This window comes from Burkholderia cepacia ATCC 25416, assembly GCF_001411495.1.
Lineage (GTDB): Bacteria > Pseudomonadota > Gammaproteobacteria > Burkholderiales > Burkholderiaceae > Burkholderia > Burkholderia cepacia.
On sequence record NZ_CP012981.1, the window covers coordinates 817,240 to 831,052 of the forward strand.

General features: G+C 67.8%; 11 protein-coding genes and 1 pseudogene. 5 read left to right on the forward strand and 7 right to left on the reverse strand.

Features of this window, described 5'->3' with window-relative positions; all coding sequences use genetic code 11:
* Positions 1 to 2: 2 nt before the first annotated feature.
* Positions 3 to 1,241, reverse strand: a complete 1,239-nt coding sequence (phnA, locus tag APZ15_RS03720; protein WP_027788821.1) for a phosphonoacetate hydrolase — start codon at positions 1,239 to 1,241, stop codon at positions 3 to 5.
* Positions 1,242 to 1,312: 71 nt separating this feature from the next.
* Between phnA and APZ15_RS42505 the strand changes: the two genes are divergently transcribed.
* The 3 genes and pseudogenes from APZ15_RS42505 (at position 1,313) to APZ15_RS40710 (ending at position 2,333) form a co-directional block, all read left to right on the forward strand.
* Entirely contained in the window at positions 1,313 to 1,447 is a 135-nt protein-coding gene (locus tag APZ15_RS42505; RefSeq protein WP_255221840.1) for a hypothetical protein, read from the forward strand.
* Between the two features lie 53 nt (positions 1,448 to 1,500).
* Positions 1,501 to 2,019 (forward strand): annotated as a pseudogene (locus APZ15_RS03725) (putative 2-aminoethylphosphonate ABC transporter permease subunit); the annotation flags it as partial.
* A gap of 41 nt (positions 2,020 to 2,060) precedes the next feature.
* Complete coding sequence (locus APZ15_RS40710) at positions 2,061 to 2,333, forward strand: hypothetical protein (RefSeq protein WP_124547066.1); 273 nt, start codon at positions 2,061 to 2,063, stop codon at positions 2,331 to 2,333.
* Between the two features lie 174 nt (positions 2,334 to 2,507).
* Here the strand turns inward: APZ15_RS40710 and APZ15_RS03730 are convergent, their stop codons facing one another.
* Entirely contained in the window at positions 2,508 to 3,233 is a 726-nt protein-coding gene (locus APZ15_RS03730) for a phosphonate utilization associated transcriptional regulator (RefSeq protein ID WP_027788819.1), read from the reverse strand.
* A 206-nt stretch (positions 3,234 to 3,439) separates the two neighbouring features.
* On the reverse strand, positions 3,440 to 5,614 hold the full coding sequence (locus APZ15_RS03735; RefSeq protein WP_027788818.1) for a phosphocholine-specific phospholipase C: 2,175 nt from the start codon (positions 5,612 to 5,614) through the stop codon (positions 3,440 to 3,442).
* A 229-nt stretch (positions 5,615 to 5,843) separates the two neighbouring features.
* On the opposite strand from APZ15_RS03735, the gene APZ15_RS03740 reads away from it, so the two are divergent.
* Positions 5,844 to 6,788 carry a LysR family transcriptional regulator gene (locus tag APZ15_RS03740; protein WP_027788817.1) on the forward strand — a complete coding sequence of 315 codons (945 nt, stop codon included), beginning with the start codon at positions 5,844 to 5,846 and terminating at the stop codon, positions 6,786 to 6,788.
* 95 nt (positions 6,789 to 6,883) lie between these two features.
* Here the strand turns inward: APZ15_RS03740 and APZ15_RS03745 are convergent, their stop codons facing one another.
* Positions 6,884 to 8,524, reverse strand: coding sequence for an L-lactate permease (locus APZ15_RS03745; RefSeq protein WP_027788816.1), 1,641 nt, complete (start codon positions 8,522 to 8,524; stop codon positions 6,884 to 6,886).
* Positions 8,525 to 8,943: 419 nt separating this feature from the next.
* Here APZ15_RS03745 and APZ15_RS03750 point away from each other — a divergent pair, with 419 nt between their 5' ends.
* Positions 8,944 to 9,255 (forward strand): DUF4148 domain-containing protein, encoded by a 312-nt coding sequence (locus APZ15_RS03750; RefSeq protein ID WP_027788815.1) that lies wholly within the window; start codon positions 8,944 to 8,946, stop codon positions 9,253 to 9,255.
* Between the two features lie 102 nt (positions 9,256 to 9,357).
* Here APZ15_RS03750 and gshA read toward each other — a convergent pair whose 3' ends face one another.
* From gshA to ada, 3 genes are all read right to left on the reverse strand, one after another.
* Positions 9,358 to 10,971 (reverse strand): glutamate--cysteine ligase, encoded by a 1,614-nt coding sequence (gene gshA / locus APZ15_RS03755; RefSeq protein ID WP_027788814.1) that lies wholly within the window; start codon positions 10,969 to 10,971, stop codon positions 9,358 to 9,360.
* Positions 10,972 to 11,448: 477 nt separating this feature from the next.
* Positions 11,449 to 12,408 (reverse strand): DNA-3-methyladenine glycosylase family protein, encoded by a 960-nt coding sequence (locus APZ15_RS03760; RefSeq protein ID WP_027788813.1) that lies wholly within the window; start codon positions 12,406 to 12,408, stop codon positions 11,449 to 11,451.
* On the reverse strand, positions 12,405 to 13,496 hold the full coding sequence (ada, locus tag APZ15_RS03765) for a bifunctional DNA-binding transcriptional regulator/O6-methylguanine-DNA methyltransferase Ada (RefSeq protein WP_027788812.1): 1,092 nt from the start codon (positions 13,494 to 13,496) through the stop codon (positions 12,405 to 12,407). The genes APZ15_RS03760 and ada overlap by 4 nt, the downstream gene beginning before the upstream one ends.
* Positions 13,497 to 13,813 lie beyond the last annotated feature (317 nt).

Genomic DNA, 13,813 nt, shown 5'->3' on the forward strand with positions numbered 1-13,813 from the left:
CATCACTGCAGATGGTTGAGCGCGATGTCGATGATGTCGAAGTTGCGCAGCCGCGCACGGCCCGTGACGTCGCCGGCGACCGGCTTGCTGAAGATCAGCGGCACGATCTGCTCGGAGATCCCGCCGTGCGAACGCAGCGGCACGTCGAGGCCCGACAGGTCGTGCTTGATGCGGCGCGTGCCGAGCACGACGTCCTGCTTCGAGATCACGATCAGGTCGCCCATGCGCGCGGGTGGCAGCTCGAAGCGCGCGCAGCCCTCGGCGCCCGTCAGCACGACCTCGATGCCGTCGACCGCGGCGAGCCGCGCACGCAGCGCCTCGGCATCGGCCGACGCCGGCACGTAGACGGTCGCGAACGAGCCGAGCGCGCCGTGGTGCACGACGTACGGATCGGTGATCGGCAGGATCACGCGCGCCGCGTCGTGACCGAGCCACTCGTCGAACAGCTCCTGCAGGTAGATCACGTTCGGCTCGCCGGTTTCATCGTCGTGCTTCGCGTTCATCCCGTGGTCGGCCGTGATCGCGACGATCGCGCCGAGTTCGTCGAGGCGCTGCAGGTACGTGTCCATCATCGCGTAGAACGCGTTTGCGCCTTCCGTGCCGGGCGCGCACTTGTGCTGCACGTAGTCGGTGGTCGACAGGTACATCAGGTCGATCGGGCGCGTCTCGAGCAGGCGCACGCCGGCCGCGAACACGAATTCCGACAGGTCCGCGCTGTACACGCTCGGCACGGGCTTGCCGACCAGCTCGAGCACGTTGTCGATGCCGTTTTCCTCGACGGTCGCCTCGTCGGCCTTTTCCGACGAGAAGCAGATGCCCTTCAGCCCCTTGCCGAGGAGGCGGCGCAGCTTGTCCTTCGCGGTGACGACCGCGACGCGCGCCCCCTGCTCGGCGAAGGCCGCGAGCACGGTGGGGGCGACCAGGTACTTCGGATCGTTCATCAGCACCTCGGCGCCGGTGTCGCGATCGTAGAAATAGTTGCCGCTTATCCCGTGCACCGCCGGCGGCACGCCCGTCACGATCGACAGGTTGTTCGGGTTCGTGAAGCTCGGCACCACGCACTCGCCCTTGAGCGCCGTGCCCGGTTTCAGCAGCGTGCGCAGGAACGGCGCGACGCCAGCCTCGGCGGCTTCCTCCAGGTATTCGTATGCGCAGCCGTCGACACAGACGACCACCACCGGCCGGCTCATCCAGTTGTAGCGACGGCCGTTCACTTCCACGGACACAGGCGTTTCAGTCATGACGTTCATTCCTTTCGGTTCGAAGGGTAGAGCCGTCGGCGCCCGCGCCGCGCCGAAGGGAGGTGCCTTCCATGCTCGACATTAAAATTGATGATCTGTTGATTGTCAACAACATGCAGACGACAGAAAGCAAAACAACGCAGCAGCAAGAGGGCTGGTCTCCACTCATCCGCCGTGTGCCGCGGCGCCACTGTCAAGGGGTCTGAAGATGAACGAAGTGCCGGTAAACAGGCGTTTGGATGCATGGCCGGCGGGCGCGGCCCGTCTCGCGCTGGCCACGCTGATGTCGCTGTTCCTGCTCCTGCCGCTCGCGCTCGTCGTGCAGAAATGCTTCGTCGATGCCGACGGCCGATTCGTCGGCGCGCACAATTTCGTCGATTACCTCGAGGACGGCGGCGTGCTGCGCTCGATGCTGCATTCGCTGACGGTCGGCGCGCTCGTCACGATGATCGTCGTGCCGATGGCGTTCATGTTCACGTTCGCGTATGCGTTGACGCGCTCGTACATGCCGCTGAAGAACGCCGCGCGCCCGATCGCGCTCTTGCCGCTGCTCGCGCCGACGCTGTTGTCCTCGACGTTGTTCATCTACCGGTTCGGCAACGCGGGGCTGCTGAAGCCGCTGCTGCACGGCCATTCGATCTACGGGCTGCCGGGCATCGTGCTGAGCAGGGTGTCCGCGTCATTCCCGCACGTGCCGATGATCCTCGTCACCGCGCTGTCGCTGGCCGACGGCCGGCTCTACGAGGCCGGCGACGCGATGGGCACGCGCCGCCTGCGCCACTCGAAACGCCTGATTGGAATCCGACGATATCCCAAAAAATGATGCGCCTTCTGTTATTCGCCGCACTCACCATGACGATCGGTGCGTGCTCGAAATATAAAGACGAGAAGTGGACAGCGCTTCAGAACATGCCTGCGTTTGCCGAGCCAAACGACGATAGAACCCAGCCGATCTTTACGGTCAGGAAAGGTGAATCCTGTGTTCCATTGACGGATCGTGTTGCCAAAATTTACGCATACACACAAGTGCACTGCGAATCCGGCACGGGCTGGGTTCTGGACGATGCCTTTGATAAACGACGCGGCAAATGATCGCCTGCCGGCGATCCTTGCATTCAGCCCGCGCGCCCTCGATTTCGACCGGAGCTACGCCTGTCCGATGCGACAAGCAAGCCAGCCGAAACTCGCCATGCAAGAACGGAAGGCGGTGAGCGCCCGGTCAACGCTCTTTCGTCATCAATGTGCGATGACGCGCACCGCCCCCACTCACGCGCCGGCCTTCTCCCGCGCCGCCTTGCCCGTCGCGGGCAGCCCCTGCTCGTGCGTACGGCGCATCCGCGCAAGGCCATGCGAAACGTGCTCGCGCACCAGCGCGACCGCCTGCTCCTCGTCGCCCCGTGCGAGCGCCTGCACGATCTTGTCGTGCTCGGCGGCGGACACCGCGATCGCGTCTTCCTCGGCCTCGATCGCGGCCTGGCGCAGCAGCCCGAGCTGGCGCACCAGCCGGCGGTAGGTATCGGTGAGGTGCGTATTGCCGACGCCGACGACCATCGCGTCGTGGAACTGCACGTTCAGCTCCGTATAGCGCGTGACGTCGTGGGACTTCGCGGCGTCCTTCATCGACTGGATGATGCCCTTCAGCACCTTCAGCGTGTCGGGCGAGATGCGCTTCGCGAGCGCGCGCGCGACCGACTCGTCGAGCATCGCGCGCACTTCGTAGATCTCCTCGGCCTCGCGCAGCGGCACGACGCGCACCGTCACGCCGCGGTTCTTCTCGTTACGCAGCAGGCCGGCCTGTTCGAGCGCCCGGAACGCTTCGCGCACGGGGCCGCGCGACACGTTCAGCCGGGTCGCGATCTCGACTTCGTTGAGCTTCTCGCCGGGTGCGTATTCGCCGGAGACGATCGCGCGCTCGAGCATGTCCTGGACGATCATCGCGAGCGACTGGCTTTGCAGGAGTTCGATGGCGCTGAGCGCGTTCGGGGCTGTCATGGTCGGGCAGGCAGCAAGGCTGCGGTAGGGAACGAGGGCGCCATATCGGCGAATGATCCTTGTATATCCTCGGCCCGACACATTGTCAACAGTTTTCAGTTTCCAAAAGCCAATCCCACGTACCGGGATGCAATCGGGATGCAGCCGGCAGGCGGTGCTCGCGCGGCGGGCCGACCTCACCCGCATCGCGCGACGCGTGACGGCCGTCAGGCCGTCGCGTGCTTCACCGGCCCCGGATCGCTGTGGCTCGGCCGGCCCGTCTCGACGTGGCCCGCGAAGCGGCGCACGACCTTGTCGTCGCCGCCGCGCAGCGTCGTCGCGGTAATCGTCAGATCGTACCAGCCGTGGCTCGACGACAGCGCGAAGTGATCCTCGACGCGTTCGCCCGGTTCCAGCGTGTAGGTGCGCGCATGCGCATGGCTGTACGCGTTGTCGACCGTCACGCGGCAGGTTGCGCGCCCGCTGTTGCGCAGTTGCAGGTACACGTGACGGTTGCGCACGTCGTAGCCGATCCGCGCTTCGGGGTTCGCGTGCCGCCCGTCGGCCGCGAGCCGCGTGTTGCCCTGGAACTCGCACAGATAGCCGTTCGGGCCGTATGCCGCGAGATGGTAATCGCCGCGTGCAGCCGACGTGTTCCACGTGTCGACGAAGCGATCGTGCGCGGACACCGCATAACGACGCGGCGGCGTTGCCGGATTGCGGCGGTCGTACACGTAGAACGCCGCACCCGCGTCGCCAGTGTTCGCGAAGTCGAGCGACACGCTGTCGTCATGGCCGCTCACGCGGCTGTGCACGAACAGCTCGTACGGCAGCGCCCGCGCCGGCCGCGTGCCGGGTTCCTGCGCCGGCATCGCCTGCTGCGCGGGCACCTGGTACGCCTGGCCAGCCGTCGCGATGTGCTGCGGCACCGTGAAGCTCACCGTGCGCGTGTCGGGGCGCGCGGAGAAGTCGAATGCCGACGTGAGGTCGCCGCAGATCGAGCGGCGCCACGCGCTGATGTTCGGCTCCTTCACGCCGAAGCGTGCTTCGAGGAAACGCAGCACCGACGTATGGTCGAACGTCTCCGAGCAGACCCAGCCGCCCTTCGTCCACGGCGAGATGATGATCAGCGGCACGCGCGGCCCGAGGCCGATCGGCTGGATGCCGCCCGGGTCCGCGCCCGGCACGAGCGGGCTCATTTCGCCCGGGTACCTGTTCAGGTCGAGCAGCTCGTCGCCGAGATTCGACAGCAGGTTCGACGACACGATGCCCTGGCCGCCCACGCCGCTCGTGACCGGCGGCACCGGCGGCACGACGTGATCGAACAGCCCGTCGTTCTCGTCGTAGTTGAGGATGAACACCGTCTTCGCCCACACCTCCGGGTTCGACGTCAGCGCCTCGAGCACCATGTTGATGTAGAACGCGCCGTCGGTCGGCGACGCCTGCGGGTGCTCGCTGTACTTGTACGGCGCGACGATCCACGACACCTGCGGCAGCCGGTTCGCCTGCACGTCGGCCTTCAGCTCGGCGAGCGTGTGGTCCGACGCGCCCTTGTCGACCAGCGGGCCGCTCGCGCCTTCCTTCACCTGGAACTTCTTGAAGAACATCAGCGAGTTGTCGGTGTAGTTGTCGGTCGGGTCGCCCGGGATGCCCGTGCCGCCCTGGTACACCTTCCAGCTGATCTTCGCGTGCTCGAGGCGCTCGGCGTAGGTCGTCCACGTGTAGCCGTTCACGTCGTCGCGCTCGCCGATGCCCGGGCCGTTCGGCGGGGTGCCGTAGATGTTGCGCGGGTCGACCGTGCCGGTCCACAGGTAGATGCGGTTCGGCGCGGTGTCGGCGTGCGCGGAGCAGAAGTACGAATCGCAGATCGTGAACGCGTCGGCCAGTGCGTAGTGGTACGTGAGGTCCTGGCGCTTCAGGTAGCCCATCGTCAGCACGTCCTGCTTCTGGTTCACCCACTGGTCCCACTGGCCGTTGTTCCAGGACAGGTGGCCGCTGCTCCAGCCGTGGTTGGTGCCCGGCTGGAATTCGGTCGTCTGCTTCGGATCGAGGTAGAACGGCAGCACGTACGGCGCCGACGGATCGAGGCCGCGCGAATGGTAGTTCTTCGTGAACACCGATGCCGGCGGCTGCTGCCACACCGGTGCGCCGCTCGGCAGCAGATGCGGGCGCGGGTCGTTGAAGCCGCGCACGCCGCGCAGCCCGCCGAAGTAATGGTCGAACGAACGGTTTTCCTGCATGAAGATCACGACGTGCTCGACGTCGCGGATCGTGCCCGTGCGGTAGGCGGCCGGCATCGCCAGCGCATTGCGGATCGCGGGCGGGAAGCCCGCGTAGGCGGCCATCGCACCGGCCGACTGCGCGGCGAGGCGCAGGAAATCGCGTCGATTGTTCGAAGACATGAAGGGAACCCTGTTGTCGGTAGGAGTGGGGCGCCGGTCGAGCGGGGCCGGCGGTCGGTGTGTTACGCGCTATTACCCCGCACCGGCATGTCCCGGCCGTGACCGGTTCCAGCAGGTTTCTTGCGCTCACCCCCAGCTTTTTTTCGAAGCGGCGCACGACGCGCCTTTCATGCGGCCGACACACGCATGCGCTACGCTGACGCGCGATGAAGAGGGGAGAAGCCGAGTCGTGTTCGATCAGCTGAAGGCGTTCCACGCGACCGTCCGGCAGGGCAGCATCACGCGCGCCGCGCGCCACCTGGGCGTGAGCCAGCCGACGATTGCCGCGCAGATCCGGCAGGTCGAGCAGCTGTACGGCGTCGAGCTGTTCTACCGCAGCGGCCGCAAGCTCGAGGTCACCGAGACGGGTATCGAGCTGCTGCCGCTCGTCGAGAAGATGATCGCGCTCGAGGCGCAGGCCGACATCATGCTGCGCAACGTCGGCGGCCTGTTCGAAGGTCATCTGCGGATCGGTGCGACGGGGCCGTACTACATCATGGACGCGGTCGGCCGCTTCTCGAACGCGCATCCGTCGATCGCGCTCACGTGCCGGATCGGCAACTCCGAGGAAATCCTGCAGGCGCTGCAGGAATTCCGCATCGATCTCGCGGTATCGTCGCAGCGCAACGACGCCGAAGGCCTCGAACGCAAGGTGATCTCGACCGACCCGCTCGTGCTCGTCGTGCATCGCACGCATCCGCTCGCGCGTTTCGACGCGATCGATCCGGCGCAGCTCGCCGACGTGCGGCTGCTGATTCGCGAGGAAGGCTCGGTGACGCGCCGCTGCACGGAGACGATCCTCGCGGCGGCCGGTGTCGCGGCCGTATCGATGGCCGAGATCGGCAGCCGCGAAGCGATCCGCGAGGCGATCCTGCACGGCGTGGGCGGCAGCCTGTTTCCGCTCGGCGAGGCCGAGCGCCATCCCGACCTGCGCGTGATCGCGCTGCGCGGCGTCGACACGACGATCGACGAATACGTGTACTACCTGAAGGCGCGCCGCCAGAGCCCCGCGATCGACGCGTTTCTCGCGTGCATCCTGCCGGCCGACGGCAACACGGCTGCGGCGACCGCGGCGGCCTCGGCAGCCGGGGCGGATGAAGCAGGACGAACGGCGCGGCGGGCGAACGCGCGCTGAACTGCCGCGCGTTCGCCGGTTCCGCACTTTGCCGGCGCTTTTCCCGCGCCTTCCCTCGTTTTTCCTCGTGCCTTCCTTCTGTCGTTGCGCTCACGTCATTTCGGCAGTGCCGGAATCATCCACGTCAGCACGTGCTGCTGCAGGAACACCAGCACGCCGAGCAGCAGCGTGAGGATCACGCTGTGCCAGAAGGTGCGCGCAAACACGACACCTTCCTGCCCTTTCAGGTCCGTCGTCGACACGCCCGTCGCGATGTTCTGCGGCGAGATCATCTTGCCCATCACGCCGCCCGACGAGTTGGTCGCGGCCATCAGCACCGGATCGAGGCCGAGCTGCCGCGCGGCCACGACCTGCAGGTTGCCGAACAGTGCGTTGCCCGACGTGTCGCTGCCGGACAGGAACACGGCGATCCAGCCGAGCGACGCGGACACCAGCGGGAACAGCGCCCCCGTCGACGCGACGCCGGTGCCGAGCGTATAGCTGATTCCCGAGTAGTTCAGCAGGTACGCGAGCCCGACGATCATCATCACCGTGACGATCGCGATCCACGTCTGTCGCCAGGTCTTGACCACGCATTCGAGGAACGCGCCGGCGCCGGTGCGCGTCAGCGCGGCCGTGATGATCGCCGAGAGCAGGATCGCGGTGCCCGTGCCGAGCGGCTGGAAGTCCCAGATCGCCGCATACGGCTTGTGGTACAGCGACACGAACACCGCGTTGTGCAGGCCCGGCCACTTGATCTTCACGTCGCCGATCGCCGCGACGTTCGCGTGCACCCACACGATCACGACCACCGACACGACGAGCCACGGCAGCCAGCCGCCGAAACCCGCGCGGGCGGCACCGGCCGTTGCGGGCACGCTGCGCGCGAGCGCGTATTGCGGATCGGGTTGCGGCTTCCACACCTGGAGGAAACCGATCGTGACGATCAGCGACGTGAGCGACGACAGCACGTCGGTGAGCTGGTAGCCGAGGAAGTTCGACGTGACGAACTGCGCGATCGCAAAACTGCCGCCCGACACGAGCAGCGCGGGCCACAGCTTCGAGATCGAGCGCAGCCCGCCGTACGCGCCGACCACGTAGAACGGCAACAGCAGCGCGAAGAACGGCAACTGGCGGCCGACCATCTGCGCGAGTGTCGCGGGCGGCAGCGACGTCACCGCGCCGAGCACGGTGATCGGCACGCCGAGCGCGCCGAACGCAACCGGCGCCGTGTTGAACAGCAGCGTATAGGTGAGCGCTTCGAGCGCGGGGAAGCCGAGCGCGATCAGGAGTGCGCTCGTGATCGCGACCGGCGTGCCGAAGCCGGAGATCCCTTCGAGCAGGCAGCCGAACGAGAACGCGACGACGAGCAGCACGAGGCGCCGATCGTCGGGCAGGTTGTCGAGCATCCACTGCCGGAACTGGTCGAAGCGGCCCGACTTCACCGCGATGTTGTACAACAGCAGCGCGTTGAAGACGATCCACATCACCGGCACGACCGCGAGCGCCATGCCCGCGCCGACCGCGTTGAACGCGAGCCCGGCCGGCATCCCCCATGCGCCGATCGCGACCGCGAGGCCGGCGACCAGCCCGGCGAGCGACGCCTGCCACGCGGGGCGGCGCAGCACGCCGAGCGCGATCAGCGCGACGGCGATCGGAATCGCGGCGACGAGGAAGGACAGCAGCAGCGAGTTGGCGACCGGCGTCAACGGCTGCGCGAAGACAATGCCGGGCGGCAGGGCGTCGGTGGGATTCATCGCGTCTCCAAAGTCGACCCGGGGCTGGCGCGGCGGCGCCCCCGGATTCGGTGCAAAGCGGTCCTTCCGCAATCGCGACGGCGCTCAGGCGCTTGTGCACGCAACGACGTCGCACGGCCAACCGATCGGTCGCTTAAAAGAGGTTAGGAGGCGCGGGGCGCTTGTACAAGGAGGACAAGCCCGATGCGTGCCGACCCGATACGGGCCTGCCGCCGCAGGCTGACAGGCAGCGGGCGGGCCGCTGTCGCGTTCGACAGGATGCCCGTCACGCGCGGCTCACCCGCGCAATGTTGCACATGCGGCAAAGGTGCCTGACGGCGGGCGGGATGTTTCGTCTGGCGTCCGAAGCCTAGACTGGCTGCATCGATTCCGCCCGCGCCGGCCACGGCACGGCACCGGAACCTCACGGAGTGAACACGATGAAGACGATGAAACAAGCCGTATGCGCATGCGTGCTGATCGGCGCGGCCTTCGCCGCGCACGCGCAGGCCGCGTCGACGCTGACGCGCGCCGAGGTCCGCCAGGAACTCGTGGAGCTGCAGGCCGCCGGCTACCGGACGAGCCTGGCAAGCAGTCCCGACTTTCCGGAAAAGATGCAGGCGATCATGCACCGTGCCGCGCAGGCACGCGGCGGGGACGCCGGCTACGGCAGCGACGGCAGGGCAAACGTGGAATCGGGCAAGCCGGCGCTGCCGCACGCGATCGATCGCGGCACGTACGCACACCACTGACGGTGGATCGACCCGGATCGGGGGCGCCACGGCGCACACCGACCGGCGACGGAGGACGCATCGCGCACCGCGCCGACCGACGCGGTGCGCGTGCGCCAGGCATCACACGCTGAAGCGGTTCAGCGTATATGCGCGATAGGCCGCGACGAATGCGTCGAACGATCCGGCCTCCTTCGCTTCAAGCTCGGCCTGCTCGGCGAGCGACTTCGCGGCGAGCGCCTGCTCGGTGCGCAGCGTCTCCGCCGACGGCGGGTGCGCGCGGAAATGCGCGGCATGCGCTTCGCTCTGTGCCAGCGCGAACCCGAGGAACGATTGCCCGTGCTCGCGCATCGTGCGCAGCACGCGTGCGGACGGCGTGCGCTCCGGATCGGCGAGCTTCTCGCGCTGCGCGGCGATCGCGCGCGCATGTTCGTCGCCGCCGCGGATTTCGTCGAGACGGCGGCCGACGGTCTCGATATCGGCCATCAGCTCGTCCGCCCACGCCTGCAGCGTGACCGGCGCGCCGTCGCGCTGCAGCGTGAGCCCGGGCTTGCGCCCTTCCATCGTCACGCTGCCGAAGTTCGCGTTCGCCTCCTGGTACGCGGGGCAATCGAGCACCGGGCTCTCGTCGAGCGCGCACGCGAGCAGGAAGGCGTCGATGAAGCGCGCGGTTTCCAGTTCGATGCCGGTCGGCTCGAACGGATCGATGTCGAGACAGCGCACCTCGATGTACTGCACGCCGCGCGATGCAAGCGCATGCAGCGGCCGCTCGCCCGAATACGTGACGCGCTTCGGCCGGATCGTCGAATAGAACTCGTTTTCGATCTGCAGCACGTTCGTGTTGATCTGGATCCACTCGCCGTCGCGATGCGTGCCGATGGCCTCGTACGCCGGATACGGCTCGCTCACGGCCTTCGACAGCGCGTCGAGATAACCGGGCAGCGTGTTGTAGTCGACGTGCAGCGCGGCCTGGGCGGTCGTGTTCGAGTAGCCGAGATCGCTCATCCGCAGGCTCGTCGCATACGGCAGGTACAGCGTATCGGCGTCGAACGTGTCGAGCCTGTGCGGCTTGCCGCGCAGGAACTTCGTGTCGAGCGCGGGCGATGCGCCGAACAGGTACATCAGCAGCCAACTGCGGCGACGGAAGTTGCGGATCTGCGCGAGATAGCGCTCCGACTGGTAATCGACGAGCGTGGCCGTCGACCCTTCTTCCGCATGCAGGCGCCGCCACACTTCCTCGTGCAGCGAGTAGTTGTAGTGGATGCCGGCGATGCACTGCATCGTGCGGCCGTAGCGATACGCGAGGCCGCGCCGGTACACCGTCTTCAGGCGGCCGATGTTCGACGTGCCGTAGTCGGCGATCGGGATCTGGTCGTCGGCCGGCAGCAGGCCCGGCATCGAGTCGTTCCACAGCATCTCGTCGCCGAGCGACGCATAGACGTAGCGATGCAGATCGTCGAGGCGTTCGAGCGTGATCGCGGCGTCGCGCTCCGCGGGCGTGATCAGCTCGATCAGCGCTTCGGAATAGTCGGTCGTCAGTGCCGGATGCGTGAGCGCCGAACCGAGCGCGCGCGGATGCGGCGTGAACGCGATCATCCCGTCGCGCGTCACGCGCAGGCTTTCCTTTTCGATGCCGCGCAGGCCGTCGGGCAGATGCTGCCGCGTCGGGCCCGAGCTCAGTGCTTCGAGGCGATTCAGCAGCAGTTCGGACTGGCGGTGAGTCATGGTGTTCGACATGGAGACGCAAGTGCGTGACGGCCGCGCGCAGAACGCCGCGCGCGGCCGGCTGGATTGTTGGTCGCTTCGTTGGTAGCGGGCACTTTAACATCTCGCCGAAACCCGCGCTTGAGGTGGCGCCGGGCATGGTGCGCGGGCCGGAGCGGGCCGCCGGACGGGCCGGCCGCGGCGATCGCCGCATCTCCCGACGGTTCCAGGCGGCGACGACGGGCACGCCGGTTGAGCGCATTCGTCCGACGGAACGTGACGCGCGAACGGGTGACGGCAGGTGCAACCGTGCCGCCGAATCGGCCGCGGAGAGAGGCGAAAGTGTGCGTCGTGCGCCCTGCATCGGGCGGACGACGGATTCGAGAAATGGCTGTGACGGCCGAAGTCCGGCCGGTCGCCTGCGAACACCGGCACGGCCCGCGCGACGGGTTGCATCGCGGCTACGCCGGGTCGCACCCGGCCGCGAAACTCGGTGATCGGCAGTTGACCTCACCCGCCGCGCGCGCCGCCCGCCCGGTCGGCCACTTCGTTCCACAAATGCAGCGCCGCGTACGCGCGCCACGGTCGCCAGCCTTCGGTGCGGCGCTTCTGGGTCGCGAGCCGGTCGAGCGCCGGATCGCGCGCGGCGATCGACTGCATCAGCACGAGATCGGAGGCCGGCCAGGCATCCGGATCGCGCCACGCGCGCATCGCGATGTATTCGACGGTCCACGGGCCGATGCCGGGCAGATCGAGCCACGCACCGCGCAGCGTCGCGAGATCGGCGTGCTCGCGATCGACCGGCACGTCGCCGGCCGCCACCGCGCGCGCCGTGCCCGTCAGTGCCGCCACCCGCTTACCGGGCATCCCGATCTTGTCGAGATCGCAGGCGGCCAGCGCCTCCGGCGTCGGAAAACGCCATGCGGGCGCACCGTCGTCTTCATGAACCACGCGCTCGCCGGCCCGCTCGACGAGCCGGCCGACGATCGTCGTCGCGGCCTTCACGCTCACCTGCTGGCCGACGATCGCGCGCACGGCCAGCTCGAACCCCGACCATGCACCCGGCACGCGCAGCCCCGGCGCGGCCTCGACGAGCGGCGCGAACCACGGATCGCGCGCCAGCCCGCTGCCGATGGCGGCCGGATCGGCGCCGAGGTCGAACATCGTCGCGACGCGCGCGGCGAACGCGTCGTCGACATGACGCGCGACCGCGCCTTCGACCGTCGCGACCAGGCAATGCTTGCGCGGATGTTTCGCAACCGTGAGCCGGCCGGCGTCGCCGTGCAGGTCGACGATGCGGCGATACACGCCGTCCGCCACCTGCTCGACGCCCGGAATCGCACGCCCGCTGAAGAAGCGCAGGACGCGCGCCCAGTCGTAAGGCGCATTGAAGCGCAGTTCCATTTGCGCGGACGGCGGCACACGGCCGCCGTTCACGATGGACGTAATCGTCGTTCTTGCGATGCTCAAACTGCGCTGCCCTCCGCAACGGATTCGGTTTCATCGTCGTGCACGTGACGCGCCTCGGCGGCAAGCAGCGTCGCCTTGCGGCGCACGCCCCAACGATACCCGGACAGCGCGCCGCCCTTTTGTACGACGCGGTGGCACGGGATCGCGAGCGCGACCGGGTTCGACGCGCACGCGGACGCGACGGCGCGCACCGCACGCGGCGCACCCAGCGCCTCGGCGATCTCCGAGTAGCTGCGTGTTTCGCCGTACGGAATATGCGTCAGCGCTTCCCACACGCGCTGCTGGAAGGCGGTCGGCGCGATGTCGAGCGGCAGGTCGAACGCGTGCCGCGTGCCGTCCAGGTACGCGCGGATCTGCGCGACGAACGGCGCGAGCCGTGCCGACGCTTCGACCAGCTCGGCGCGCGCGAACGCGTCCTTCAGCTCGCCGACGAGCGCGGCCGGTTCGTCGCCGAACGCGATCCGGCAAATGCCCTGCCCGGTCGCCGCGACGAGCACCGTGCCGAGCGACGTCGAGGCGGTCGCAAAGTCGATCCGCAGGCCGGCGCCCTGGCGGCGGAACGCCGACGGCGCCATCCCGAGCTCGCGCGGCACCGACGCATAGAGTCGCGACGGCGAGTTGAAACCCGCGTCGACGGCCGCCTGCGTGACCGGCTGCCCGCTTTGCAGCGCCTGCCGCAGCGCGGCGCCGCGCTGCGCGGCCTGGTACTGCCGCGGCGACACGCCGACCACGCGCTTGAAGAGCCGCTGAAGATGAAACGGGCTCACGTGCACGGCATCGCTCAGCTGCTGCAGCGTGAGCCGCTCGGCATGCGCGTCGAGCACCGCGCACGCGCGGTTGACGATCTCGAGCTCGCGCGGCAGCCCTTCCGGCTGGCAGCGCTTGCAGGGCCGGAAGCCGGCCGCGCGCGCGGCGGCCGGATCGGCGAAGAAGGACACATTTTCGCGACGCGGCAGCCGCGACGCACAGGTCGGACGGCAGAACACGCCGGTCGTGCTCACGGCGTAGAAGAACGCGCCGTCCGCATGCGGATCACGCTCGGTCACGGCGCCCCAGCGGGCATCATCGGTCGGATAGGCGGTTTTCATCTGAACCTCGCACTCTCTAGTGTAGATGGTGCCTACTCTAGACATCGGCACGTGCCGTCGCGCCCTGAATCTTGCTCTGTGATTCGCCCCGGATAATCAGGGGCGCATCACCCGAAAATAAGTCCGGCGAAACGCGCGCGCCGGCTGCTGCAGCGCGGTTTTCGTCACCGTCCCGTCACCCTTTTGCTGCACTGCGGATGCGACAAATCGCCGTCCTGACGTTTTTTTGCAATCGGAATATTGCGTCGCACCATCGCCGTGTGTATAGTTGGAATTGTCTCCTCCATGTCTCCTCCTGATATGGATTAAGCCCGTTC

Bases quoted from the DNA above. Each gene is read 5' to 3' on its own strand.
- phnA (WP_027788821.1), bottom strand. From the start codon at position 1,241: ATGACTGAAACGCCTGTGTCCGTGGAAGTGAACGGCCGTCGCTACAAC.
- APZ15_RS42505 (WP_255221840.1), top strand. From the start codon at position 1,313: ATGCTCGACATTAAAATTGATGATCTGTTGATTGTCAACAACATGCAG.
- APZ15_RS40710 (WP_124547066.1), top strand. From the start codon at position 2,061: ATGATGCGCCTTCTGTTATTCGCCGCACTCACCATGACGATCGGTGCG.
- APZ15_RS03730 (WP_027788819.1), bottom strand. From the start codon at position 3,233: ATGACAGCCCCGAACGCGCTCAGCGCCATCGAACTCCTGCAAAGCCAG.
- APZ15_RS03735 (WP_027788818.1), bottom strand. From the start codon at position 5,614: ATGTCTTCGAACAATCGACGCGATTTCCTGCGCCTCGCCGCGCAGTCG.
- APZ15_RS03745 (WP_027788816.1), bottom strand. From the start codon at position 8,524: ATGAATCCCACCGACGCCCTGCCGCCCGGCATTGTCTTCGCGCAGCCG.
- APZ15_RS03750 (WP_027788815.1), top strand. From the start codon at position 8,944: ATGAAGACGATGAAACAAGCCGTATGCGCATGCGTGCTGATCGGCGCG.
- gshA (WP_027788814.1), bottom strand. From the start codon at position 10,971: ATGTCGAACACCATGACTCACCGCCAGTCCGAACTGCTGCTGAATCGC.
- ada (WP_027788812.1), bottom strand. From the start codon at position 13,496: ATGAAAACCGCCTATCCGACCGATGATGCCCGCTGGGGCGCCGTGACC.